Source organism: Acinetobacter sp. F9, from assembly GCF_019195275.1.
GTDB classification, from domain to species: Bacteria; Pseudomonadota; Gammaproteobacteria; order Pseudomonadales; family Moraxellaceae; genus Acinetobacter; species Acinetobacter pseudolwoffii.
Genome location: NZ_CP078068.1, coordinates 420814 through 445415 on the forward strand (window position 1 = coordinate 420814; position 24602 = coordinate 445415).

The 24602-nt window shown below is 43.3% G+C and carries 19 protein-coding genes and 1 pseudogene; 5 read left to right on the forward strand and 15 right to left on the reverse strand.

From position 1 onward, the window contains the following. Positions 1-17: 17 nt before the first annotated feature. The 6 genes from gltS to KT990_RS01940 form a co-directional block, all read right to left on the reverse strand. The gene (gene gltS / locus KT990_RS01915; RefSeq protein WP_218209037.1) at positions 18-1247 is read right to left on the reverse strand and encodes a sodium/glutamate symporter; all 1230 of its coding nucleotides are present in this window, start codon (positions 1245-1247) and stop codon (positions 18-20) included. A gap of 184 nt (positions 1248-1431) precedes the next feature. Beyond that, positions 1432-1650, reverse strand: coding sequence for a hypothetical protein (locus KT990_RS01920; RefSeq protein WP_218209038.1), 219 nt, complete (start codon positions 1648-1650; stop codon positions 1432-1434). A 462-nt stretch (positions 1651-2112) separates the two neighbouring features. Further along, positions 2113-4752: a bifunctional aconitate hydratase 2/2-methylisocitrate dehydratase gene (locus KT990_RS01925; protein WP_159138306.1), complete on the reverse strand. Its 2640-nt coding sequence runs from the start codon at positions 4750-4752 to the stop codon at positions 2113-2115. A gap of 297 nt (positions 4753-5049) precedes the next feature. Continuing rightward, entirely contained in the window at positions 5050-5319 is a 270-nt protein-coding gene (locus KT990_RS01930) for a hypothetical protein (protein WP_005097192.1), read from the reverse strand. A gap of 216 nt (positions 5320-5535) precedes the next feature. Further along, positions 5536-5895 (reverse strand): hypothetical protein, encoded by a 360-nt coding sequence (locus KT990_RS01935; RefSeq protein WP_005097193.1) that lies wholly within the window; start codon positions 5893-5895, stop codon positions 5536-5538. Between the two features lie 114 nt (positions 5896-6009). Beyond that, complete coding sequence (locus tag KT990_RS01940) at positions 6010-6444, reverse strand: I78 family peptidase inhibitor (protein ID WP_074383210.1); 435 nt, start codon at positions 6442-6444, stop codon at positions 6010-6012. Between the two features lie 350 nt (positions 6445-6794). Here KT990_RS01940 and xseA point away from each other — a divergent pair. Then, positions 6795-8074 (forward strand): annotated as a pseudogene (gene xseA, locus KT990_RS01945) (exodeoxyribonuclease VII large subunit). Continuing rightward, complete coding sequence (gene xseB, locus KT990_RS01950; RefSeq protein WP_005170556.1) at positions 8064-8258, forward strand: exodeoxyribonuclease VII small subunit; 195 nt, start codon at positions 8064-8066, stop codon at positions 8256-8258. Before xseA ends, xseB begins: the two are co-directional and overlap by 11 nt. Positions 8259-8346: 88 nt before the next feature. Here the strand turns inward: xseB and KT990_RS01955 are convergent, their stop codons facing one another. The 4 genes from KT990_RS01955 to KT990_RS01970 all read right to left on the reverse strand — a co-directional run bounded on the left by KT990_RS01955 (position 8347) and on the right by KT990_RS01970 (position 16716). Then, complete coding sequence (locus KT990_RS01955; RefSeq protein ID WP_005097198.1) at positions 8347-8550, reverse strand: hypothetical protein; 204 nt, start codon at positions 8548-8550, stop codon at positions 8347-8349. Between the two features lie 313 nt (positions 8551-8863). Then, a complete protein-coding gene (locus tag KT990_RS01960; protein ID WP_005097200.1) occupies positions 8864-9064 on the reverse strand; it encodes a hypothetical protein in 201 nt (66 codons plus the stop codon). Positions 9065-9399: 335 nt separating this feature from the next. Then, entirely contained in the window at positions 9400-13923 is a 4524-nt protein-coding gene (locus KT990_RS01965; protein ID WP_218209039.1) for a translocation/assembly module TamB domain-containing protein, read from the reverse strand. A 36-nt stretch (positions 13924-13959) separates the two neighbouring features. Further along, positions 13960-16716 (reverse strand): autotransporter assembly complex protein TamA, encoded by a 2757-nt coding sequence (locus tag KT990_RS01970; protein ID WP_218209040.1) that lies wholly within the window; start codon positions 16714-16716, stop codon positions 13960-13962. 174 nt (positions 16717-16890) lie between these two features. Between KT990_RS01970 and KT990_RS01975 the strand changes: the two genes are divergently transcribed. After that, positions 16891-18210: an MFS transporter gene (locus KT990_RS01975; RefSeq protein ID WP_218209041.1), complete on the forward strand. Its 1320-nt coding sequence runs from the start codon at positions 16891-16893 to the stop codon at positions 18208-18210. 3 nt (positions 18211-18213) lie between these two features. Continuing rightward, positions 18214-18849 carry a 2-polyprenyl-3-methyl-6-methoxy-1,4-benzoquinone monooxygenase gene (gene coq7, locus KT990_RS01980; protein WP_218209042.1) on the forward strand — a complete coding sequence of 212 codons (636 nt, stop codon included), beginning with the start codon at positions 18214-18216 and terminating at the stop codon, positions 18847-18849. A gap of 143 nt (positions 18850-18992) precedes the next feature. Here the strand turns inward: coq7 and KT990_RS01985 are convergent, their stop codons facing one another. Then, positions 18993-19694, reverse strand: coding sequence for a DUF1003 domain-containing protein (locus KT990_RS01985; RefSeq protein WP_218209043.1), 702 nt, complete (start codon positions 19692-19694; stop codon positions 18993-18995). Positions 19695-19972: 278 nt separating this feature from the next. On the opposite strand from KT990_RS01985, the gene KT990_RS01990 reads away from it, so the two are divergent. Then, a complete protein-coding gene (locus tag KT990_RS01990; protein ID WP_218209044.1) occupies positions 19973-20674 on the forward strand; it encodes a VIT1/CCC1 transporter family protein in 702 nt (233 codons plus the stop codon). Positions 20675-21440: 766 nt separating this feature from the next. Here KT990_RS01990 and KT990_RS01995 read toward each other — a convergent pair. The 4 genes from KT990_RS01995 to KT990_RS02010 form a co-directional block, all read right to left on the reverse strand. Continuing rightward, positions 21441-21878, reverse strand: coding sequence for a 2-amino-4-hydroxy-6-hydroxymethyldihydropteridine diphosphokinase (locus KT990_RS01995; protein ID WP_218209045.1), 438 nt, complete (start codon positions 21876-21878; stop codon positions 21441-21443). Further along, positions 21835-22215: a dihydroneopterin aldolase gene (gene folB, locus KT990_RS02000; protein WP_100357046.1), complete on the reverse strand. Its 381-nt coding sequence runs from the start codon at positions 22213-22215 to the stop codon at positions 21835-21837. The genes KT990_RS01995 and folB overlap by 44 nt, the downstream gene beginning before the upstream one ends. A gap of 144 nt (positions 22216-22359) precedes the next feature. Next, positions 22360-23658, reverse strand: a complete 1299-nt coding sequence (locus KT990_RS02005) for an ABC1 kinase family protein (RefSeq protein ID WP_218209046.1) — start codon at positions 23656-23658, stop codon at positions 22360-22362. A 58-nt stretch (positions 23659-23716) separates the two neighbouring features. After that, positions 23717-24487, reverse strand: a complete 771-nt coding sequence (locus tag KT990_RS02010) for a HesA/MoeB/ThiF family protein (RefSeq protein WP_218209368.1) — start codon at positions 24485-24487, stop codon at positions 23717-23719. Between the last annotated feature and the right edge of the window lie 115 nt (positions 24488-24602).

A 24602-nucleotide genomic window follows, 5' to 3' on the forward strand; every position in this document is an offset into this window, starting at 1 on the left:
CAGTTTTACTGCAATGATTATCCAAAGAATCCTAGCATCCCTTGAATCACCACGGCATTGACAATATCAACAAAGAAAGCCCCTGTCAGAGGAATAATCAGGAAAGCTTTATGCGATGGCCCGTAAGTATTGGTTACTGCCTGAATATTCGCAATTGCGGTGGGTGTTGCGCCTAAGTTCACGCCACACTGACCCGCGCATAATACTGCGGCATCGTAGCTTTTACCCATAATTCTAAACGTCACAAAGTATAAATAAAGCGCCAATACCAGCGTTTGTACCAATAAAATAATCACTAAAGGACCTGCCAAATCAGCCAGTAACCAGAGTTGTAGAGACATCAGTGCCATGGATAAAAACAGTGCCAATGACGCATTACCAAAGACATCGATACAACGGTCGAATAATTCAACTTTGAAAATCAGTTCCAGGCTATTACGCAGCACCACGCCACATCCGAGTGCCCATACAAAGGTAGGTAACTCAAACCATTGGCCTCGTGCAAATTCAGTCATGAAATAGGCAAAGCTGATACAGATCGCAAACATACCCGTGGTTTTTACAGCATCATCAGCAGTAATCAATCGGGTTTTTTCTGGATATTCGAATGGCGCTGTTTCAGATGAAGGCGGCGCTTCATTACGACCTGAGCGTGAAGTAGGTGCCAATTCTTCTGCCAGCTGAAAACGACGGATCAGAAACTTGGCCACTGGCCCGCCCATCATCCCACCAATGACCAAACCAAAAGTCGCACTGGCCATCCCTAAAACAATCGCGCCTTGAATACCGTGATTTTGTTCAAATACTGTTCCCCACGCAGCTGCCGTACCATGTCCACCTGTGAGCGTCACTGAGCCGGTAATAAGACCGATAAGCGGATCGAGCCCTAAAGCTTTAGCCAGACTGATGCCGACCACGTTTTGAAGTAATACAAAGACGATGACACAGCCCAGGAATAGAATGAGCGATTTTCCACCTTCTTTGAGTTTACCCAAACTCGCGCTCAGGCCCACTGAGGTAAAGAACATCAACATAAAAATTTGCTGAATATTGGTGTCAAAATTTACGGTAATGTTTGAGCTTTTAAATAGAATAAAGGTGACAATGGCAGCCACTAAACCACCTGCCACAGGCTCTGGAATATTGTATTTTTTTAAAATGGAAATTTTGTTCACCACAAAGTAACCAATAAATAAGACAAGTACCGCGATGACAATCGTCAAAAAAGCATCTAGCTCATAATTCATTCAATCTATATCCCCTTTATTTTGTTCATTTTTTAACAAAAATAGGGGGAATTTTCAGCTATAAAAATGTAATTCTGTTCAACTTTGACTTTACTTAACTCTTCATTTTTCTGAAGTTTAAAATAAAAAACGAATAACCCACTTTGAAATGAATTATTCGATTTTTAAAATTAAAGCCATAAAATTAGTGCTTTATATCATATACCCAGTTTTTTGCCTGCTGATCCGTGGTCGTCTCACACACATAATAATCATGATCCCATGCGTCTTGATGGAAGATTTCTTTCTTCGCATAAATGACTTTCTTTGAGTTTTCGACACACTCAAAGTTGTCACCTTGGTCTTTGACTTGAGTTCCATTAAGAAAACCGCCAATACAGAGGAATCGGGATTGTTTAGGCATGTTTTAGGTCAACTTGCTAAATCATTTTTCAATGTGGGGATTAAACGATTTATTGGATAAAGTGTAAAGCATTACCAATAAAAGTTTTTCAATATTGGACATACTCAAAAATTTAATTCTGAAGTTGTGAAAAGATACAGAATTTCATGCTGCAAAATTTAAATTAGATGTCAACTCCCACCCTTTCTGTGTCAATTCAAATATTTCCCCCTTATTACCAATATCACGTATTAATTTTTTATTTATTAATGACTCTAAGGCCTCATCATATTTAAAAAATTCTCTATTATTTTCCATACCTAATTTTTGAGTTCTAATTTTAATTTCTTATTTTCATAAAAAAAATAAGGGCTGACAAATCAGCCCTTATTTTATACCGCTTATTACTTAATTAACAAAGCAAATCATAGATTTGCTCTTGGGCTAGGGAAAAGCCTTTCGGCTTTTCTTAATCCTAGCTCATTAAGTCAATTGAGCAGCAGCAATTTTCTTCGTATCAACATTCGCAGCAGCGTTAGTATATTCGCTCATCTTGTCGAAGCTTAAGTATTGATAGATGTCAGCTGACATGCTGTCAATTTGAGCTGCGTACTGTTGGTATTCTTCTGGAGAAGGTAATTTACCCAATACAGCAGCAACAGAAGCAAGTTCAGCAGAAGCCAAGTAAACGTTAGCACCCTGACCTAGACGGTTCGGGAAGTTACGTGTAGACGTCGATACACAAGTTGTGTTCGGAGCTACACGTGCCTGGTTACCCATACATAATGAACAACCTGGCATTTCAGTACGCGCGCCAGCTTTACCATAAATGTTATAGAAACCTTCTTCCATCAACTGATGTTCGTCCATACGCGTTGGCGGAGCAATCCACAAACGAGTTGACAATGCACCACCTGGAACTTTCTCTAACAATTTACCAGTCGCACGGAAGTGACCGATGTTTGTCATACAAGAACCAACGAATACTTCGTCAATTTTCACGCCTTGAACGTCAGAAAGAAGTTTTGCATCATCTGGATCGTTCGGGCAGCAAAGAACAGGTTCTTTAATGTCAGCTAGATCGATTTCATACACTTTCGTGTATTCAGCATCCGCATCAGCTTTAAGAAGTGATGGATTCGCTAACCATTTTTCCATGTTCTCAACACGACGAGCCATTGTACGCGCATCGCCATAACCTTCAGAAATCATCCACTTAAGCATAGTGATGTTTGAACGAAGGTATTCAGCAACTTTCTCTTCAGAAAGCGTGATCGAACAACCAGCAGCTGAACGTTCAGCAGAAGCATCAGACAATTCGAATGCTTGCTCAACAGTCAGGTCAGTTTCCATTTCTGTCAAATCGATCTCAAGGATACGACCAGAGAAGATGTTTTTCTTACCTTTCTTCTCTACAGTTAAGTCACCCGCTTGAATTGCGTAGTAAGGAATTGCATGTACCAGGTCACGTAGTGTGATACCAGGCTGCATTTTACCTTTGAACTTCACAAGTACAGATTCAGGCATATCAAGTGGCATAACACCAGTTGCTGCAGCAAAAGCTACTAGACCAGAACCCGCCGGGAACGAAATACCGATTGGGAAACGAGTATGCGAGTCACCACCAGTACCCACAGTATCCGGAAGAAGCATACGGTTTAACCAAGAGTGGATAATACCGTCACCTGGACGTAAAGACACACCACCACGGTTCATGATGAAATCAGGAAGCGAGTGTTGCATTTGAACGTCAACTGGCTTTGGATACGCAGCGGTATGACAGAAAGACTGCATAACAAGGTCAGCAGAGAAACCTAGGCAAGCCAAGTCTTTCAATTCGTCACGCGTCATTGGACCAGTGGTATCTTGCGAACCAACAGTGGTCATCTTAGGTTCACAGTAAGTACCTGGAAGTACGCCTTGACCTTCAGGAAGACCACAAGCGCGACCAACCATTTTCTGTGCTTGAGTGAAGCCTTTGCCAGTTGCAGCAGGTTGAACCGGAGTACGGAACAACGTAGATACTGGAAGACCTAAAGCTTCACGTGCTTTAGTGGTCAAACCACGACCAACGATCAGGTTAATACGACCGCCAGCACGAACTTCGTCTAGAAGTACAGGTGTTTTAAGATCAGCTTCAGCAATTACAGCACCGTCTTTAGATGCAGAAACTTTCGCAGCAGCATGATCGATTTTAAGAACGATTTCATCGCCCATGTTCATGTTGCCAACATCGATCTCGATCGGTAATGCACCCGCATCTTCCATCGTGTTGAAGAAAATTGGCGCAATTTTAGAACCTAGGCAGTAACCACCGTCTTTTTTGTTCGGGATATGAGCAATGTCATCACCAAAGAACCAAAGCACAGAGTTGGTTGCAGATTTACGAGATGAACCTGTACCAACAACGTCACCTACGTAAGCAACTTGGTTGCCTTTCGCGATCAATTCTTTGATTTGGTTTAATGGACCAACTTCACCAGGAACTTCCGGGTTGATTCCGTCACGTACGTTTTTCAACATTGCATTTGCGTGCAATGGAATGTCCGGGCGGCTCCAAGCATCTTGTGCAGGTGACAAGTCATCAGTGTTGGTTTCGCCAGTGACTTTGAAAACTGTCAGTTTGATTTCTTCAGGAACGTCTGGACGTGAAGTAAACCATTCAGCATCAGCCCAAGACTGCATAACAGCTTGTGCATTTGCATTACCCGCTTTTGCTTTATCAGCGACATCGTGGAATGCATCAAATACAAGAAGCGTTTTCTTAAGCGCTTCAGCAGCAAGCTCAGAAAGTTCAGCGTTGTCTAAAAGTTCAACTAAAGGCGCTACGTTATAACCACCAAGCATAGTACCTAGCAAGTAAACCGCACGTTCTTTAGAAATAAGTGGAGAGGTTGCTTCGCCTTTTGCCAATGCAGCCAAGAACGCAGCTTTTACATATGCAGCTTGGTCAACACCTGCTGGTACACGGTTTTCAAGCAAATCTACCAAGTATGCTTCTTCACCAGCTGGCGGGTTAACTAGTAGTTCAACTAATGCAGCGGTTTGGGCATCGTCAAGTGGCTTCGGTGGGACTCCGAGTGCGGCACGTTCTTCAACGTGTTGGCGGTAAGCTTCTAGCACAGTGTTATTCCTCTTTTTTAAAAAATTACTTATGAATTCCTGCTTATTCCAAGCTTCACAAATAATATGGACTCCGAAATTTTACTAAATTTCCAGTTAAAAGTTAATGCAACTCAAGTGTTTCTTTGTGATGCTCGTTATTTTATAACTAAATGATGCTCTTAATGATTATTCAATAATCACTTTTAGATCAGATCTCAAGAAACAAGCCTATGAGCAGGCCCTTTTAACTGAATTTAATGCATAAAAAAGGCAACCATGATGTTGCCTGATTTGAAGTTAAAAAGATACTCCACCTTAGTGTACAGTGGTCGAGTTTAAATATTGCTGATATGAATCCCGGCAGCCTTTGAATTTCACCACGCATTCATCTTCACACATCGTGCTGTGATTATTGCTGGCAAAGGAAATATCCACCTGATACAGCTTTTTTTCTTGTTCTAGCACCTTCTTTAAAAATACTTTGTCGCCTACGCTCAGGACATAGCGACTACCAGCAATAATGACTACACCATGTTCATCTTCTAAGAGCAGATCAGAATGATGTAAATATCTGACGACTTGCATATTGTGTTACTCCTCGGGTAATTGGAGTTAAATTCATTATTCAATATAAAGATAAGTATTTCTATATTTTAGATTTAGAAATTGTCACAAAGTGTACATTTCGCTTAGGCTATTTTTATTATTCATTAGATGTTTTTTTGTCTTTTATTCGGGTTGATAGTTTTTTTTAAAGAGATGCTGCATTATGCCCGATTCAGCCATTAAAAAAACCGTTCCCTAGAACGGTTTGTAATCTGGTAATTCATCATGCGGCGTGGCAATACATTTTTCAGTAAACTCAGCGCGGACTTTTTCACGGGCTGCTTTTACATCTGCCTTAATCTCTTCGGCTGGAAGTGCGTAGACTTCATCAATAATGTTCAGAATAAAACCTTTGGTGGTTTCATCATCGATCTTGAGGGCATGCTCGATTGCTTTCTCTTTCTCAATCGCATTCTGACGATCCAGCATAATGGTCCGCGCGGCATTCCCCACACTTCGACAATAACCTTGCCACTGCTCTTCAGGGGTTAAGGGTTTCTTCTCGGCACAACCGGCCAGAGCCAGCATAAACGATAAAGCCAATAACTTTTTCATGAGTTTCTCCTTCCGAGGGGCAATATAAAAGATCGGGGAAGATTTGTCATTTAAAATGCCAGTATGACTCTAAATTTAAAAAAGCCCATCAATGGGCTTTTGTTTTTTAAATACTTAACCGCATGAAGCCTGAATAATTTTTTTGCTGGCAGGATCTACGGTTACTGTCACACGCTCTTCACGATAATCCATGGTGACTGCTTGACCCGGCTCGACCATACGTACAATCTGCGCCTGGGTTTTCTGTTTGATTTGCGCTTCAGTCAGGTTGGACTGACCAACCAATGTCATCGCCTGATCGGCAATACATTTAGGCTGGTTCATATGCAGCAACTCCCACTCTTCTACCACCTGTCCATTCTTTAAATGACAATATCCAACCTGGCCATTACTTTCATTACGTATTTCAAGCTTGCCACCCTGATTGACACAATAAGTGCTCGCCGGATTTGGCATACCTATTTTGGGCGCTTCCGTTTCTGATTGTGGTGTAGTGGTACAGGCGCTTAAAGCAACCGCCAGCAAACCGAACAGCATTGTTTTTTTCATGAGCGTGTATTCTTCTTCAATAATTCTGCACTAATTTAGCATATTTCCATACCTTTTCTAGGCACAAGTCTGTGTACATTGTTAATCAAATACCTTCAATAAGGTTTAATAATAAAAGTATTGCTAAATTCAGTATTGCTATCTTGCCAACTATTTGATTGATGAAGATAGAGATGCAGGGAATCTGTTTAAATTGAAACGAATACGAATTTAACGTTCTCAATGAAGTGATTCTTCATTCCATCATCAACACAATGTCATTACATAAAGTTTAAGTGACTGCATTTTTAGATTTGTGATCTTTGCCAGATTGATTTACTATTTGATTGAATTTTAAACTTTATACTGGCATGACAGACGATCTCCAACTCTCCCTCAAGGAATATCTTGCGACAGTTCAGGAAGCGGTCAAACTCACTTTCGATACGCCGGTATGGGTCAAAGCTGAGATTCGCAACCTTAGTACCAAAGCAGGTCATTATTATCTGGAACTGGCAGAAAAAGAGGCTGATAGCGATCAGGTCATTGCCAGTTGCCGAGCCACCATCTGGAAATTTAGCGCCCAGAAAATTGTCACTCAATTTGAACGTGAAAGCGGGATTGAATTAAGTCGTGATCTCAAAGTTCTGATTAAAGTCAAAGCCAATTTTGATCCACAATATGGTTTTTCTTTAAATATCGTCGAGATTGACTCGGGTTATACCTTGGGTGATATTGCCCGGCGTTATCAGCAGATTATTGACAGGCTAAGCGCTGAAGGGCTGAAGGGCTGATTCAGCGTAATAGAAACCTGCCCAGCCCTTTTGATTTGAACCGAATTTTAGTGATTGCTCCCGAAAACGCAGCAGGTCTCGGAGATTTCAGAAAAGATGCCGATGCACTACATCGTGCGCAAGTTTGCGAGTTTATCTATCACACTGCGACTTTTCAGGGAAATTCTGCCCCGCAAAGCATTATGCAGAGTCTGGCACAAGCTCTGAAACAATGGGCGAAAACCTATGACACTGCGCCAGATTTAATCGTCATTATTCGGGGTGGCGGAGCAGTCAATGATCTGGCTTATTTAAATGATTATGATCTGGCTGCCCTGCTCTGTAAACGCTCGGTTCCGATTTGGGTGGGCATCGGACATGAAAAAGACCACACCATTCTGGATGAGGTTGCGCATCGCTCCTTTGATACTCCGAGTAAAGTCATCGCCGGAATTCGCAATCATATAGTCGAACTCACACAAGATGTCTTGAATTATTTACAGCGGATTCAGCGTTTATCTCAACAGCAAATTCAGGCCTACCAAAATCAGAATGATCAATTCTTAAAACTCATTCAAAGTCTGGCCAACAGCCAAATTATGGATGCCCTGCAACGTCTGCAACAGATCAAGGCCAATACCTCCAGTCTGGCTCAGCAACATACCCAACTAATCAATCAGCAGCTAGATGCCCTGATGCGGGAAACGCTATTGCAAAACCCACGACATGTTTTATCGAAAGGTTATGCCATCGTACGTCAGCAAGAACATGTGGTGGGTTCTATCAACCAGATTCAGCCCAGCGATCCGGTTCAGGTAGAACTGCAGGATGGCATTTTTTCAGCACAACTTATACAGGTACTTCCCCATGACTCATGATACTTTAAGCTTCCAGCAAGGCTATGACATCTTGAAAAAGAATGCGGAATTGCTCGAATCTCAGCAAGAACCGGACATTGATAATCTGATGAAAATCGTGGAAGAATCCATGAGCGCCTATAAAGCCTGCAAGGCACGTGTTGAAGCGGTGCAAAGTGCGCTAAATGACACATTTAAAGATTAGTGATTGAATGACTCTAGTTGAGTAGCTTAGGCTATTTAAGCATCTTTATATCATAAAAAACCCTCAAAAAATGAGGGCTTTTTTCAATTTAATTTACGCTATGAATATCCAGTTCCTCATTACTTGCCAATACGACAGAGGCTAAAATTGGCACCCCCAGAATAAAGGGTACAGCGAAGATCCATAAAACCACAGTCACTTCTGGATCAAAGAAAAATTGAATCGAAAGCGCAGTCAAAATAAGTACAGCGAATAGAATCATTGCAAAACGGATTATAAATTTAGTCGCCATGCGAACATACTCTGATGAGTGAAATTGTACTTTCAATATACACCTAATTTTATTAAGGCTTTATTGATTTTCAATTTATTATGATCTGATTTGATTGATTTTTTATATTTTAGCGCTGATTTATTGCTTCATTCATTTTTCTTAAGGATGTAACAGAAACATAATTTCAGCCATATTTCACAACTTTTTTGCAGCCCATTGCGCTTAAATTCTGATATTCATTGCTTCTACAGGTGTATACCCAAAGCACTGTACTTCATGACAAAGAAAATCACGAACATAAAAAGCCCAATATTGAATTGGACTTTTTTCTTTACTCTTCAACTTCTATGGGATTACCATCTTCAGGGCGAATATGCCGCGTGCCATCATCTGCAGGATCAACACTTGAACCATCTTTGGTAATCGTGTTGTACAGCTCATCCTCTTTCTTATCATCGATAAACTCTTCATCTTCGAAATCTTGAGGCTCATTGTCATCATCGAAGTTTAACGGCTTTTCTTCATCTATCATGGCGATCCATCACTTCTATAACCCAGAAAATATCATGCTCAAACATTTGATCGTTTCATTCAAGGGTCAAGCATGATCATTTGTGTAACCGGGTCTATATTGCGGTTTTCAAGCCAGATACATATCAATAGATACTAGCGTTCTTTGATAAGTCATTTTTTAATCATTATAAATAAAATACCCTCATCCTCTTGCGAAGCAGTGCTTCTCATCCCAGAAGGATGAGGGTATTTTCAGCATCTATTTAAATATGAATAAATTGAACATTTTTTGATCAATTAAAGATATCTAATGAAATCTAGCAATCATTTAAAAATATTTATCTGTCCTTATGATTAGAAACGCCAGTTATAGAACAAGTCAATTGCACGTTCTAAGGACTGACTCGCTTCCAAGTAAAGACGCTGATTCACCTGATAACGTAAAGTCAGCTTGTTCACCGGGGTAAACACCCCAACACCATAACGAAGATATAAATCAGGGGTAATATAGCCGGTCACCGACACCTGGGTATCATCCCCTGTCCCTTGTGCATCTAGTGCCAAACCACTCAAGCCAAAAGTCCGTCCAATCTGGTTGGTGAGCGCGCGGGTTCCACCCAGGCCCAGACTGATACCTGCTGCGGCAATGGTATTATTCACATCAGATCTGAATCCTTCAGCCTGACTTAAACCGGATGCACCTTCGTTGATACGACCAGTAATCAAGGCATTTAAAGCTTCCTGCTCTGACAAGCCAGCATCATTATAAATCTGAATATTTGGACTTGAAGCAGTGCCCGTCACCCGTACCCCGACCGTACTTCCCTGAACCGACTTATTGGCATCAACATCCAGCGTCGGATTGGTCAACTCACCATTAAAACGGGCAATGGCACGGTTCAGATCCAGACTCTGACCATAAGCTTCGATTTTCACCCGCTGTGATACCCCGATCGCACCATTGGCACGCATCGCAGTTTCCAGACCCCGCTGTGACAGATTGACCCGGCCCAATAGCGGAATACGGCTATCAAAGCCCTGGAATATCACTTGATTACCCAGAGAAACCGCCACATCAGCCCGAATATCCCAAGGACGGGCCGATTTGAGAATAGCCAGCTGGTCATCACCTTCACGCACCACACGTACATCTGAAGAAAGTCCAACCACAGGTTCTGAGGCTTCAGGCATAGAAATTAGTGCACGTGGCACATCAACCGTACCACTTAGACTCAGCTTTTTATTGAATGGATACATGTCCAAAGTTAAATCGGGCGTAACCACGGCAGTAATTAAAGGTGCCTGACGAATCAGCAGATTTTCACCTTGCAGTTTTAACTGCACTCGCGGATCACCTTTCCAGTCGACTGAACCGGTCAATTTACCCACGCCACGACCACTGTTAAATGCACCATTAATACTGGCAGAATTCTGACGTATCGATGAATACAACTGCACATTGGTCAGATTCACCGGCAAGGAGATCATGCTGATCGAAGCATCTTTGACTCGAACCTCACCTTCCAGCAAAGGATCAGTTAAGGTTCCACTCACTTTTCCGGCATAGGACAAGGTGCCATCCAGATTACGGATGTCCTGAATAAAGGGTTTAAAGACTTTAAGCTGTACCTGATTAAAGGCAATTTCGCCACGCATCGGTTTACTGTCCCGATATGGATCAATAATGACATTGGCATACCCTGTCCCGATATCCGGAGTTTTTACATCCAGTCGAACTTGTAAGCCTTCTGCGACACTTTTTGCCACCAGACCCACTTCATCATATTTTAGGGTAGAACCTAAATAATCCGGGTCTTCCGAAGATAAGCCGACCACACCACTTCGGGTGACCAGACGCGCATCGATTTTTGGTTTAGCACCTTGCGCCCAGGCTGCCTTGGCATAACCGTTCACTTTACCGGTCAATGCCAGCCCTTCAGGCAGGAATGCACTGAAATCATCCAGATCCAGGTTTTGGGTCACAAAGGATACGCTGCCACGGGTTTTATTGACCCGAATCGGTTGATCAAAACACAACTGGCTTTGCTGACTCATCCAGCAATGTGCACCGACAAACAGATCAGACTGGGCCGCATTATAAATCACTGCCGCATTTTGACGCTGTACTAAATGAGCACGCAAAGAGTCAAAATCACCTTTTTGAATCTGACCCAGCCAGTTATTTTGTGCATTAAAGCCACCGGCCAGCTGCACAAAGAATTTTGACAGTTTATTTTCTGCCTGAACTTTAAGGATATGCGCCGCACGAGTACCGGCAAGTGATATTTCCCCGCGTACAATTTCCCGTGAACCGCTACGCAAGCGATCCATTGTGGCAGTTAATAAGGTTGCTGTGGTCTGCGAGGTCGGCAACTGCCCGCGGACACGAATTTTTTGCACACTCATCAGGTTTTTAAAGGCAAAATTATCAATCGAAAGATTTGCCGAAGCCTGCAAACGTGGCTGCGCCTGCATATTGATATAGCCCTGCGCACGACCTCTTAAGCCCGGATATAACTCATACAATACTGGTGCGTTGACTTTGAGTTGCAGATTCTGCGCATTGCCGGTGGCCTGAATCTGGTTGCTGGCATAAGACAGGAACAGGTTATTGGCTTCAAACTGCTCTGGAACAAAACCACGCTGATTTGAATTAATAATGACTGATAAATTACCTGTGCCTCGTACCGGCTTGTTATTTAACATACCGGCCAGATTCAAACGCTGGATCTGAATGCGTTTTAAGGCATCTGACCAAACCCCTTGGGTTTTTACATTGCCCGACAACTCGCCTTTCAGGTTGGCATTAAAATATTGCGGCTTAAAGCGGATTAATGAAGCGTTAATATCCCAGTCAATACCATTTGCCAGATTCACCAGACCATTGGCATTAATCTTGCCAGCGATACCATCATGACGCAATTCATTGACTCTCAATACTTCTGGTGTACCTGAAACACGCAGTTTCAGGATTCCCTGACTGGCTTGCAACTGACTGGCATTTAAAGCCCCATCATAATTGACTGCATAGCCTCTAAAACCACCGCCGGCTTTTTCATTATGGAATAATAAAGCAATGGTACTGTTACCGGTCAGACGTACTGTTTCGTTCTGTTCTGCCAGGCGCCCAGTCAGGTCTACATTAGACAGTTTAATAATCTGCTGATTGGGTTGTGCATAGCCATTGGCCTTGATCTGGCCATTTAAACGGTCTATCGGTGAAGCCGCAGCCAGACTTCGGGTATTTAAGTCCTTGGCGTTTAATAATGCAGTCCATTTCAACTGGCGTTTTTCTTGTGGCAGTTCAATTCGCGCATGACCGCTTAAGCTACCTGCCTGTGCATTGGCGCTATAATTGAAGCTCGGCACATTTAGAATATTATTTTTCAGATCCAGTTTGGCCTGATACATGCCTGCTGGCAGAAGACCTTGTTCGTGCTGTTCGACTTTGGTTGCCACATGAATATTCTGCTGGCCTTCGACCAGTGCCAGTTTCACATCGCCAGACTGACTGCTGAGCCAGCCGACATAGGGTACGGCGCGGTCGATATTTTGCCAGGCAACATCCAGAAGCATCGGTTGTGCTTTATTGTCTTTAACCGGATTCTGATCCAGCTTGATATTCCAAGTTTCATAACGGTCAAAATCTACCAGCGCCGTCAGATGCAGGCCATTTTCCAGATTGCCTTTTGAGGCAATATTGCCATCCAGGCTTGGTGGTAAAAAGTCTTGTACGACTTGCGGGATACGTTCATGCTTAGGATCAATTCCGTTTAATCGTCCGTTCAGATCCCAGCTTACCTGTTCGTTCCAGCCCACTGTCCCGGCAAGGCTAACCGCACCTTTCATCAGCTGGCCATTCAGATCGGTAATGTTGAGCTGATTGACCAGATCGGTATACATCACCGCGTTATACTGGCCTTGTGGAATATTTTCACCGCTCAGGTCGGTACGGACGTTCAAGTCCAGACGATCGATATCTCCATTGAACTCGGCAATCCCGTCTTTCGTAAACAGTTTCTGCTCAGTCAGAATCGGCCAGTTATAATCTTTAAATTTTAACTCGCCACGCATCGGCACCTGGGGCCGCATTGGATGTACGATGGCCCAACCGGTTAATAAATCAGGTGTATTGGTCGCTACGCCTGCCTGAATCGTATCCAGCGTGCCACGCGCCCGAACCTGAATATCATGAATATTCAAGCTGTCTCTTAAAGAAGGCAGATTGACGATTGCGCGGGCATCCAGTGGATATTTGCCTTCAAACTGCATTTTACCCGTCGCTTCACGCACCGAGAGATAACCCATATCCATGCGGGAATCTTCAAAGTTTAATTCGGTACCAGACCAGAGCGCATCATTTAATTCGATATTATAAAAATCAACTGCCGTGGTTTGGGTTTTAATCACCAGATGATCAAGCAGCAGATGATCGACGCGCAGCACAAAAGGCAAACGGATGGCATTGAACTTGAAAGGTTCGCTGCTAGACGGAGTTTTATTAATAATTTGCAGGTTACGGACATCTGCTTCATTCAGATGAATTTCTTTTTTGATGATCGCCCGCCAGCCCAGTTTTACATCAGCACGATCAATTTTGACATCGACCGGTTTCAGGCTGACCAGCACATTTTTAAGAATAATTCCACGCCATAAATTTCCGCCTTCATATTCATAATGAATAATTTGCTGGCGTTGTAATACCTGATCTAGCAGGAACTTACTGCCCTGATTGGTCGAAAACAGCAGCGCCAGCACAGAGAGCAGGAAAATGAGTGAGAAAAGTACCGACAACAGGATACTTCTCAATATACGGCGCTTTTTCGGCACAACGCTATCTTGTGGTTGTTGTTCTGGCTGTGGTTGGTTCTCGACCATGATGTACCCAAATAACTATTTTTAAAAAATGATGTTTTATAACTGCGAACCAATAAAGAAATGCAGACGAATTGGGTGATTGTCATCAGACAATCCAGTCGCCACATCGATACGAATCGGTCCAATCGGTGAGGCCCAACGTATCCCCACACCCGCACCATATTCGGTCGGATTACTGAACTCTTTATTATAAGCATTTCCGGCATCTGCAAAAACCGCAGCACGCCAGCCTTCCCTAAACTGATAGTTATACTCTAAGGAAGCAACCCCTAAGGCCTGACCACCGACTTTAAAGCCTTCAATTTCCGGAGAAAGACTCTTGTAATCAAAACCACGAATGCTCTGGTCACCACCGGTGAAATATCTCAGGTTATACGGCACTTTGGCAAAATCTTCAGTGAAGATATAACCGGCATCGGCACGTCCAACAAACTGATGATCTGCATTTTCACCCAATGAATAGATAAAATGCCAGCCTGCATTTACAATCGCCATATCTGCATCAGACAATAACGCCTCACTACCCAGCTCGACTTTGTAGGTCTGCTTGAAACCCTTGGTCGGATTGACCCGACGATCGGTATCGGTACGTGAAACTTCATAACCGACCAGTAACGACTGCTGTTCATCTTCGGTATTAAAGCGAAACGCTTCCGGAATCTGGTTAAAATCAACAGAACCATTCTGCTTCAAGCGATCCAGACGGTAACGCGCTCCAAAAGTACGCTGCCAGTTACCCAGCGGGTTTTTAATAATCCGGTCTACACCCAGCACTGCCGATTCAATTTGCAGACCTTCACCTTGAGCCACGCCATCACGTTCTTCGCGCTCATAACCACCGACAATACTGACATAATCATTCAGCGGATGGTGATAAGGAATGTTATAACGACCATCGATGGACTGCCGGATACTGGACAACTCGAGGTTGGCATCAAAAGAATGTCCGCGCTTATTTACAATGGCGCGGCGGTACTGACCACGTAGACGGATATTGGTATCTGTTCCATAACCCAGACCCAGTTCAGCACTGTTTAAACGGTCTGCATTTAAAGTCACAATCACTGGAACTTTCTTCTCTTCCCGCGCTTGTGCCTTTAAACGCTCCTGCTCATTTTCTTTGGTCTGCTGCTCGACCCGCAAGCTTCTTAAATTTGGATTTTCCTGATCGCGGCTACCGGCAAACTGGTCTTCATCGACGACATTTTGAGTGACTTCTTTAGCAGATGCCACTGAGCGATCAGGCTGTGTCGCAGTCGCCTGATCTTCAGAAAGTTTCTGTTCTTCTATCAGGCTTTGAATATCCGGTGCCAGCTCCAGCTCCCTGTCAACCGGATCAGGGCGAATTGCGTCCACCAGGGTATAGTTAAAATAGCGCGAGTTGGTCAGGTTATTGGCCAGGCTATTCACTCGCCAGAAGGTATAGTCTGCACCATCTTTCCAGGTGACCAGACTTTCGAGTACATCACGATCCAGCGGAAATTCCTTTTCAGGATCACTCATTCTAAACTCGACATTGCCCAGCTTGTAACGCTCGCCTGTCTCGAAACGTAGATTTACATCGGCCGTATTTTGTGGCTGTGCAATCTTGACATCATGCAAGCGCCAGTATGAATCAAAATAACCGTTGTTATTGGCGGCAGTATTAATCCGTTGTTTGGTCTGTTCATAATTGCCGTGATTGAAAATATCGCCCTCTTCCTGCTCAGGCAAAAGACTGATGACCTGGAATTGCGGCTGTTCCGCACCCGCTCCGCTAAATTCCAGATTTTGTGTAGTGATCAGCACAGGTTCATTCGGGGTGACAAAAACCCGAACGCGACTATCAGAGATTTTTTCAAACCTGAACTGGGCATTGTAATAACCGACTGCCTGTGCCGCCTGTCGGGACAAGGTTCGCAGTTGTGGCAAAGCGGAATTAAAGTCGCCAAAAGACTCCTGGGTAAAACTGGACAGTTTGGCTTTGACATTATTTCTTAAATTCAGATAGCCTTCAGGCTCAGCTCTACGATTCAGCATACCATTGCTTTGCGCAATACCTTCGCCGTTCATAATCACCACATCCGCACTAATTCGCGGAACTCTCGCGGTCATGATCTGACGTGGCGGACGGATTTTATAAAACAGTCTTTTGAAAATATTCGGACGTTTCTCGTCTTCAGCAACAAGCTGGCCCGGGATTTCTGGCAAAGTCATGCCAGCTTCATTATTTTGGACAATAATCTGGCTGTCTGCCTGAATCGACTGCATCAGCTGATCGACATTTACCGGTGCCTGATTAATTTCAAGCAGTTCCTGCTGGCTAATATCTGCCACTACTGTTTCAGTGGTCTGGCTATTTCGATAATTTTGTGCTTCCTGCTTGGCTTGCTCGGCGTCACGGTAAATTTCATTGGCCATGTTCTGATCAATGGCCTGGATCGGCAACTCTTCCAGATCTTCAAACTGGATCGGAGTAAATACGTCTAGACCAGATCCTGCATTCTGCTGCTGTTCCAGCATGAGCATGCTATCGACAGGGACGTCCGGCTGTATCGCTTCTTCTATTTTTTCGCTGGCTTCATTTTCGGATGTGACCAGTCCCTGACGCATCGCTTCTTTGGACAGTTCATCCACCATCTCTGCCTGGGAAATGGCCACAGGTGTTTCAGTCTGTTCGGTCTGCGCCATGCTCTGATGGGATAACATCATAAAAAAAATGCTCATACATAGCTGTGCCCCACTATGACGTGGTATGAGCGACCCCATACTGCGATGAAGCATCGTTTTTTTAAATTTTTTCTTTGCAGGCATAGCAAACTCTAAACGAATACATTCTTTAATTGATTATTTGACCGAAAAATATAAGCTAAAGAACTTAATTAATTGGTTTTTACCTTTACATGGCTGAAAGTATCTTACATGATTTTTCTCAATGTTTATGCATAACTGACATTTCTTAATAAAACTTAATGTAGCACGCTCTATATGGACAAAAATGAACATTTGTTAGCTTCTCGGCGCTTTTTACCGATGTTTCTGACGCAGTTTTTTGGTGCATTAAACGATAATGTATTTAAACAGGCATTGCTGCTGGTGATCACTTATGGCTGGATTCAGCAGCAGTCAGCCAGCATCAGTACCTTAAATAATCTGGCGGCTTTACTGTTTATTCTGCCCTATTTTATTTTTTCAGCTACGGCGGGACAGATTGCCGATAAATACGAACGTTCACAGCTGATCCGCTATTTAAAGATTCTGGAAATTGTCATCATGCTGTTGGGAACGATTGGTTTCCTGCTCGGCAATTTATGGATTCTGTTATTTGCCTTGTTCCTGATGGGAACCCAGTCCACGTTCTTCGGCCCGATCAAATATGCCATTCTGCCGGAAGTGTTGAAACCGAATGAGCTGATGTCTGGTAATGCCCTGTTTCAGTCAGGAACATCGTTGGCAATTTTGTTCGGTATGATTCTAGGGGGTGCAGTCATTGCAGCCTCATCCGGCAACCTGATCTGGATCAGTTTGACGGTGGTGATCATTGCTCTGATTGGTTATACATCCAGCCGTTATATTCTCAAACAAAGTATTCCGGCGCCGGAGCTGCAAGTGGACTGGAATTTTTTCCGGACCAGTTTACAAACGCTCAAATATGCCAAAGGCCTGCCTTTGGTCTTTACCATTTTATTGGGTAATTCATGGTACTGGTTTTATGGCGCCACCTATCTGACCCAAATTCCTCAGCTGACCCTGCAAAATCTGCATGCCTCGGAAAATGTCGCCAGTCTATTACTGACGTTCTTCTCTGTCGGAATCGGACTGGGGTCATATTTATGCCGAAAAATTGGTGGCAGCGAAGTCAATATCAAGATGGTGCCTTTTGGTGCGATTGGTCTGGTGGTCTTTGCCCTGTATCTGGCCGCAAGTCTGGCCTTTGTACCAGAACGTAGCGGCGAGTTAATCGGTCTGGCCGAAGTGTTTCAGCAAGGCTGGAGTTATTATCATGTAATGCTGGCAGTCATCTTACTCGGAATAAGTGGTGGTTTTTATATTGTTCCGCTGTATGCCATGATGCAGGCGCATTCGCCCCGCTCACATCGTGCGCGGGTGGTTGCAGCAAATAACATTCTGAATGCCGTTTTCATGGTATCTTCTGCTATATTTTCGATTATTATTTTGAGTGTTTTAGAGCTTGATCTTAAAATACTTTTTTGTATTACTGCAGTGTTGAGTGGCCTGTTTACCCTATGGCTGCTTTTCCGACTCAAACCCATGATCAAAACCGCGAAAGCACCCTTGGAGGATTAATTCATGCGTCAATATACAGGTGTCGATAAGCTGATTCATTCTTTTGACCAGGCATTACGCAGTCTCGTCCCGGGCACGACATCGGCACAACGTGAAAATCCAGCCCAACCGGTAGAAACGCAATTGACCGTGAGCGATGCCCGTCATGTGGCAGGCTTGATGCGGGTCAATCATAGTGGTGAAGTCTGTGCACAAGCGCTCTATCATGGTCAGGCCATGACAGCAAAACTTCCGAATGTACGCCGTGAAATGGAACAGGCAGCGATTGAAGAGCAGGATCATCTGGCCTGGTGTGAAGACCGCTTAAAAGAACTGGATAGCCATACCAGTCTGCTTAATCCGGTCTGGTACGGCCTGTCTTTTGGGATGGGTGCACTTGCCGGAATCGCCGGTGATAAATACAGTCTGGGTTTTGTCGCAGAAACAGAACGTCAGGTGAGCATGCATTTGCAGCATTATATTAGTCAGTTGCCCGCGCAAGATGAGCGTTCCCGTCGAATTCTGGAGCAGATGAATGAAGATGAGCTGCATCACCGCGATACAGCCTTAAACGCAGGTGGTGTAGATCTGCCTGCTCCGGTGAAAATGACCATGACTGCCATTTCCAAACTCATGACCAAGACCAGTTATTTTATTTAAATAAGAGCTGTCCAGTTTTAGCCCGCTTATTGCGGGCTTTTTCATGTCTCTCGCATTTCAAGCTTGATTTATCAGCTAAAGACAAATCAGCATGCCGTAATTGTCATCCAGCTAAAATATCAGAAAACCCTCACCATTTTATATCAATACTTTTTGCTCATTTCCGAAAGCAAATCCAGCTGAATTTCCTGTATTTGTGCCAGCCGCTCCCATTGATGCATCAGCAAATGATCCAGCTTTTCATGTAAATGCTGGATTTCCAGTTCGGCTTTTAAATTGATCTGATAATCATTTTGCGAACGTAAGCGGTCTTTTGCCTCCTGTCTATTCTGACTCATCATAATGACCGGTGCCTGAATCGCCGCGATACAGGATAGAATTAAATTCAACAAAATAAAGGGATAAGGATCTGCCGGCTGCTTTACCAGAACCACAGTATTTACTGTAATCCAAATAAACAGGAAAATTGCAAAGCACACCAGAAATGTCCAGCTCCCGCCAAAAGTTGCAATTTTATCGGCCAGCCTTTCCCCCAAAGTCCACTTTTGTTCCAATGCCGTTTCCACATTTTTGGTGATCAGTTCATGCTGATGCATACTATTAATAACTTCAAACTCAAGATCGGTCACTTCACCCTTTTCCGATCTTAATAATGAATGAACATACTGCATGCGATAGCGGGTCAAATCTGCCTGGCAAATATAATTTTGCGCTGACCAGTCTGGAATATCCTTAGCAATCTCTTCGGTGATGACCTTCCTCACCGTTCCCATTGGTGTGAGATTCTTAAGCAGATAATTCTTGCCACACACCAGACACTTATACATCTCATTTTTTTCTTTCATGATAGTTCTCTTTTTTAAATGCTTGCTCAGCCCTTATTATTATCTGCGTTATCTGTTTGCGTCATTTTTATAATATGAGTATCTGCTAAAATCCAGAATCTTGGCGCATCTTTCCAGATCAAGAAATCAGATCGGTTTTACCCTGAAATGAATAAACGATTGGACTCAAAATTTATTATCTTATTCCCCAATATAATTTTCGCAATTATTCAATCATGATATAAATAGATGACTTAAATCTACTATAATGATTAAGATAATAAAAAAGAGGCTTTCTTGTGCGCCACTCATATCATTTTGAAAAACATTATATTGAACGAGCGGGCTGGTTGCGTGCAGCTGTGCTGGGAGCAAATGACGGGATTATTTCAGTAACCAGTCTGGTGGTCGGAATAGCAGCCAGTGGGGCCTCGACGCAAATTTTATTGGTGACCTGTGTTGCCGGCTTAATCTCTGGCGCCGCATCAATGGCAGCGGGTGAATACATTTCGGTTAAATCCCAGCAAGACATTGAAACCAATGATCTACTCATGGAAGAACGTGAACTGCAACGCCATCCTGTTCATGAATTAAACGAGCTTAAGACGATTTATATACAGCGTGGCCTGGAACCGGCTCTGGCGCAGCAGGTCGCCGAGCAATTGACCGAGCATAATGCTCTGGATGCTCATGCCCGGGATGAAATTGGTATCTCGGATCATACCTCGGCCCGCCCCTTTCTGGCTGCATTTTCTTCGGCTCTGGCATTTACGGTAGGCTCATTATTTCCTTTAATTTCCATTATGATTTTACCGGAACAATATTTGAGTAATGGTGTCATGCTGATTGGTGTTTTAAGTCTGGGGATGATGGGAGCACTGGCCAGCTATGCAGGTGGTGTCAGTATCTGGAGAGGTGCGGTTCGGGTCATGCTCTGGGGAATTATCGCCATGCTATTTAGTGCCTGGATTGGCTCATTATTTAATGTTGCAGTCGCTTAATTGTTCTGCATTCTTAAAAAAATTATCAATATATTCAGCAATGAGCAGATCTCTTTCATAAAGCAAAAAATAATCGTTATATTCATATTTAAATGGCTATTGAAAGTTCCTCCTCCCTCTGGGATGAGAAGTATTGCTTCGCAAGAGCATGAGGGGATTTCCTAAAAAAACCTCTCTTCCTTGCGCAGCAGTGCTGTGTAGTGATTCAAAAATGATTTATGCAAGAACCCGAATAGATTAGATTTTTTGATTTGGCTTCTTTCAACCAACAGATAAGGATCACAAAACTTGAGTTTAATTTAATAAGCATACTATTCTGATGTAAGGGCTTAAAACTAAAATATATGCCTGAGAGGTATAATGATGGAAACTGTAATCACTCTTGCGATTTTGGCAATCATTGCAGTCTTGCTGATCATTTTTTATAACAAGAAAAAGTGAAATGCTGGATTTTTATTATGTTAAGTTTTTAGCGAACTTGAAACGGAATTTATAATGGCCTGTACATTTCATTTTAATGGCCAGCAGGAAAACCATAAAATCCTTACTGGATAACATAAAGAATCACAAGAATTAAAATAACCGAAACCAGGATTTGTAATATTTTCATGTTTAAATTTTTTCTAGTACCTATCCGATCTTAACGGATTTATATTCATCTAAAGATAAAAAACTGAATCAGAAAAAAGCCTGATCTGGTTTGATCAGGCTGGTTGACCATCCGCACAACATAAATTGCATCAGCAAAAAAATCATATGATTTGGTTTAAGTGAACTGTTCGACTGTGGGGAAGCTATGTGATCCGTGCTCGAACATGGCATCATTCCAGATATCAAACATGGGAACTTTCACATCCAGGGCCAAGGGCAATTTTTTTTCATTAAACTGCATATGCTTGAGATCAGCTCCCCAGGCAATCAGATCTACATCCAGAGTAATCTGATGCGATGGACGTATCCGTCCTGACGCCTGTTCCAGCTGTTTAAGCAAATCAATTATCTCTGCACTGGACATCGAACTCTGCAATAAACATGCTGCATTCCAGTAATCGGCGCCGATGCTGTCGCGGCACGGAATCATATAAATAGGAGAAAACTGAACTTTCCCCCAGGCAGAAATACGTTGCTGTGCAGCTTGAAAATGTTGCTGAGGATGACAATTACTCGCTAATGCTAGGGCGAAAATCGTTTCGGTGGCGTTCAAGACGTATCCCTACAGAATTGGCTTGCGCGATAATGGCAGGCTTACGGATCGTAATATTAATCGATTCAATTGCTGTAAAGGTAGTAAAAAGTGCATTCAACACCAACTTTGCTGCATGTTCAATCAATTCAGGCTTGGCCTCTTGAATGACTTGAGTTGAAATCTCACAAATTTCCGCATAATTCAGCGTATCTGCAAGTGCATCTGAGTTTGATGCCTGTTCCAAATCGGTTTGAATGGTCAAATCCAGCATCAAGGGCTGAATAATTTGACGCTCCCAGTTAAAGCAGCCCACGACTGTCTCAACCTTTAAACCTTCAATAATAATGGCGTCCATATTTTGCTCTGGGATTTAAAATTGCTTCAATAATCTCCCTAAATCCCTCTTTTAAAAGAGGGACTTTTCACATCTCAACGTATTTCTATGAGCATGTCGCTCCTCCCTTTTTTAAAGGGAGATTGGGAGGGATTTTTATCTAAGTTAATGCTTTAACAGCAGATTCGGATCCATGCTTTGCACCATTTGCAAACGCTGGTCGGCATAGATGTCGGTATACGGCGCAAGAATTCGCATAAAACGGTCAAAATACAGCATTTGCTTGAACAGCAAGGCAAAGTCGCGCGGGAAACGGATACCGTGACGCTCACCCACCGCCACCATATCCATCATGATATCGTTCAGGTCGGCAGGATTTGAAGTTAACAGTTGTTGAGGATCGGCCATCAATACGCCACTAAACAAACGCTCAAGATCCGCTGCAAGAACTTTGGTATCAATCTCTACTGCGGTCATACCCATTTTCAGCATGTTTTCTGCCATCAGCTCATAATTGGTATGTTGCAATGAGTCCATGAATGCCATGCATGCGGTCCATACTTCTGGTTTAAGCTGACCGACAATCCCGAAGTCAATAAAACCAATACGACCATCTTCGAGTAGCATCAGGTTGCCTGCGTGCAGGTCGGCATGGAAGCTGTTACACATCATCAGGCTACCAAACCAGGTATTCATTGCAGTAATCAGTACCTGAGATGGATCTTTAGATACTTTCTTGACCACTTCAAAATCGGTCAAGGGCACACCATACAAGCGCTGCATGGTCAGTACACGACGGGTCGAATACTGATGATAAACCTTCGGTGCCGTGGCTGCTTTATTATTGGTGATATTCAGATAATTGACGAAATCATCCAGATTCTGTGCTTCTTCGATAAAATCGACTTCACGTACCATCCGGGTTTTGATTTCATCGACAATATCAGCCAGTGAAGCGAATTTGACTTTGGGCACGGCTTTTTCCAGCACTTTGGTTGCCCAGTGCAGTACATTTAAATCGGTGTATAGAATGGTTTCCACACCCGGCTTTTGTACTTTAATGACCACATCTTCACCCGACACCAGCTTGGCAGCATGCACCTGTGCAATAGATGCAGAGGCTAATGGCGTTTCATCAATCGAGGCAAAAATTTCATCCAGATTGCGTCCTTCAAATTCGGAAGCCAACACCTGCTGGATATAGCTAAACGGCAAACGTGGGGTCTGATCCAGACAGCCCTGAAATTCTTCAACGTATTCACGTGGAAATAAAGACGGTGTACTGGCAATAAACTGCCCCAGCTTGATATAGGTCGAACCCAAGGATTCGAAAGTTTCACGCATGAGTTTGGCATTGCTCGGCTTTTCAGTGGCATATTTAATGCCCGCCTTTGCCGCAACGACTGCTGTTTCTCCCATACGGGCAACTGAACGTATTCCATCTAACCAGATATTGTTTTTCATAATGTCTTAGGAAAAATTAATTACACGCAGTGTAGCAAAAAAAAATTAATTTGCAGGCTTATCTTGCCTGACAGATTGGGCAATCTGTATCTTTTTCGAAAGCGAGAATCCGCTGCTTAAAACTCATACCATCCCACAACAGCAGCTTTTGTCGAAGTGGCATCTGACCTAGACCCAGATATAACAAGGCATGATGTGCCTGCAAACTGGCCATTACATTGGGTGTGGTGGCCAATACACCGGAGTCAGCACAGCGCAAACTTTCATCGGTCTGGTTTTCGGGTGGAAATAAGCAGGCATAACAGGCCGAATCACCTTCCATCATAAACAGCTGGCCTTGCAAGCCAATTGCAGAAGCACTAAGTAATGGCACATTTAGCTGTACACAGGTCTGATTGACCAGATAGCGTGTGGAAAATTGATCACATCCATCCAGTACCAGATCCTGATGTTCAATCACATGGACTGCATTTTCAGCGCTTAAGGCCTGATTGATATATTCAACCTGGACATTCGGATTAATTTGGCCCAGTCGTTTCGCCAGCATTTCTGCCTTGAAAAAGCCCAGATCCTGCGGCGTAAATGCCAGTTGTCGCTGTAAATTACTCATCTCGATCGTATCCGGATCAATCAGGGTAATTTTCCCTACACCGGCACGCGCCAAAAGTTCTGCCAGCGCACAACCAATCCCGCCACAACCGACAATACAGATATTCGAAAATTTCAGTCGCTCCTGCGCTTCAATATCCCAACCATCCAAGAGAATCTGGCGGCTATACAAATGCAATTCAGCATCGGTGAGTTCAAATTCCGGGGATAACGCATCCATATTGAATGTAGACAAAATCTTTCCTTGTATCAAAAGTTTTAAGAAGCCATGACCACAAAAGCATCTTCACCAAAATTTCAATCTGCTCATAAAGCTTTGGCAGCGTGATTTCAGC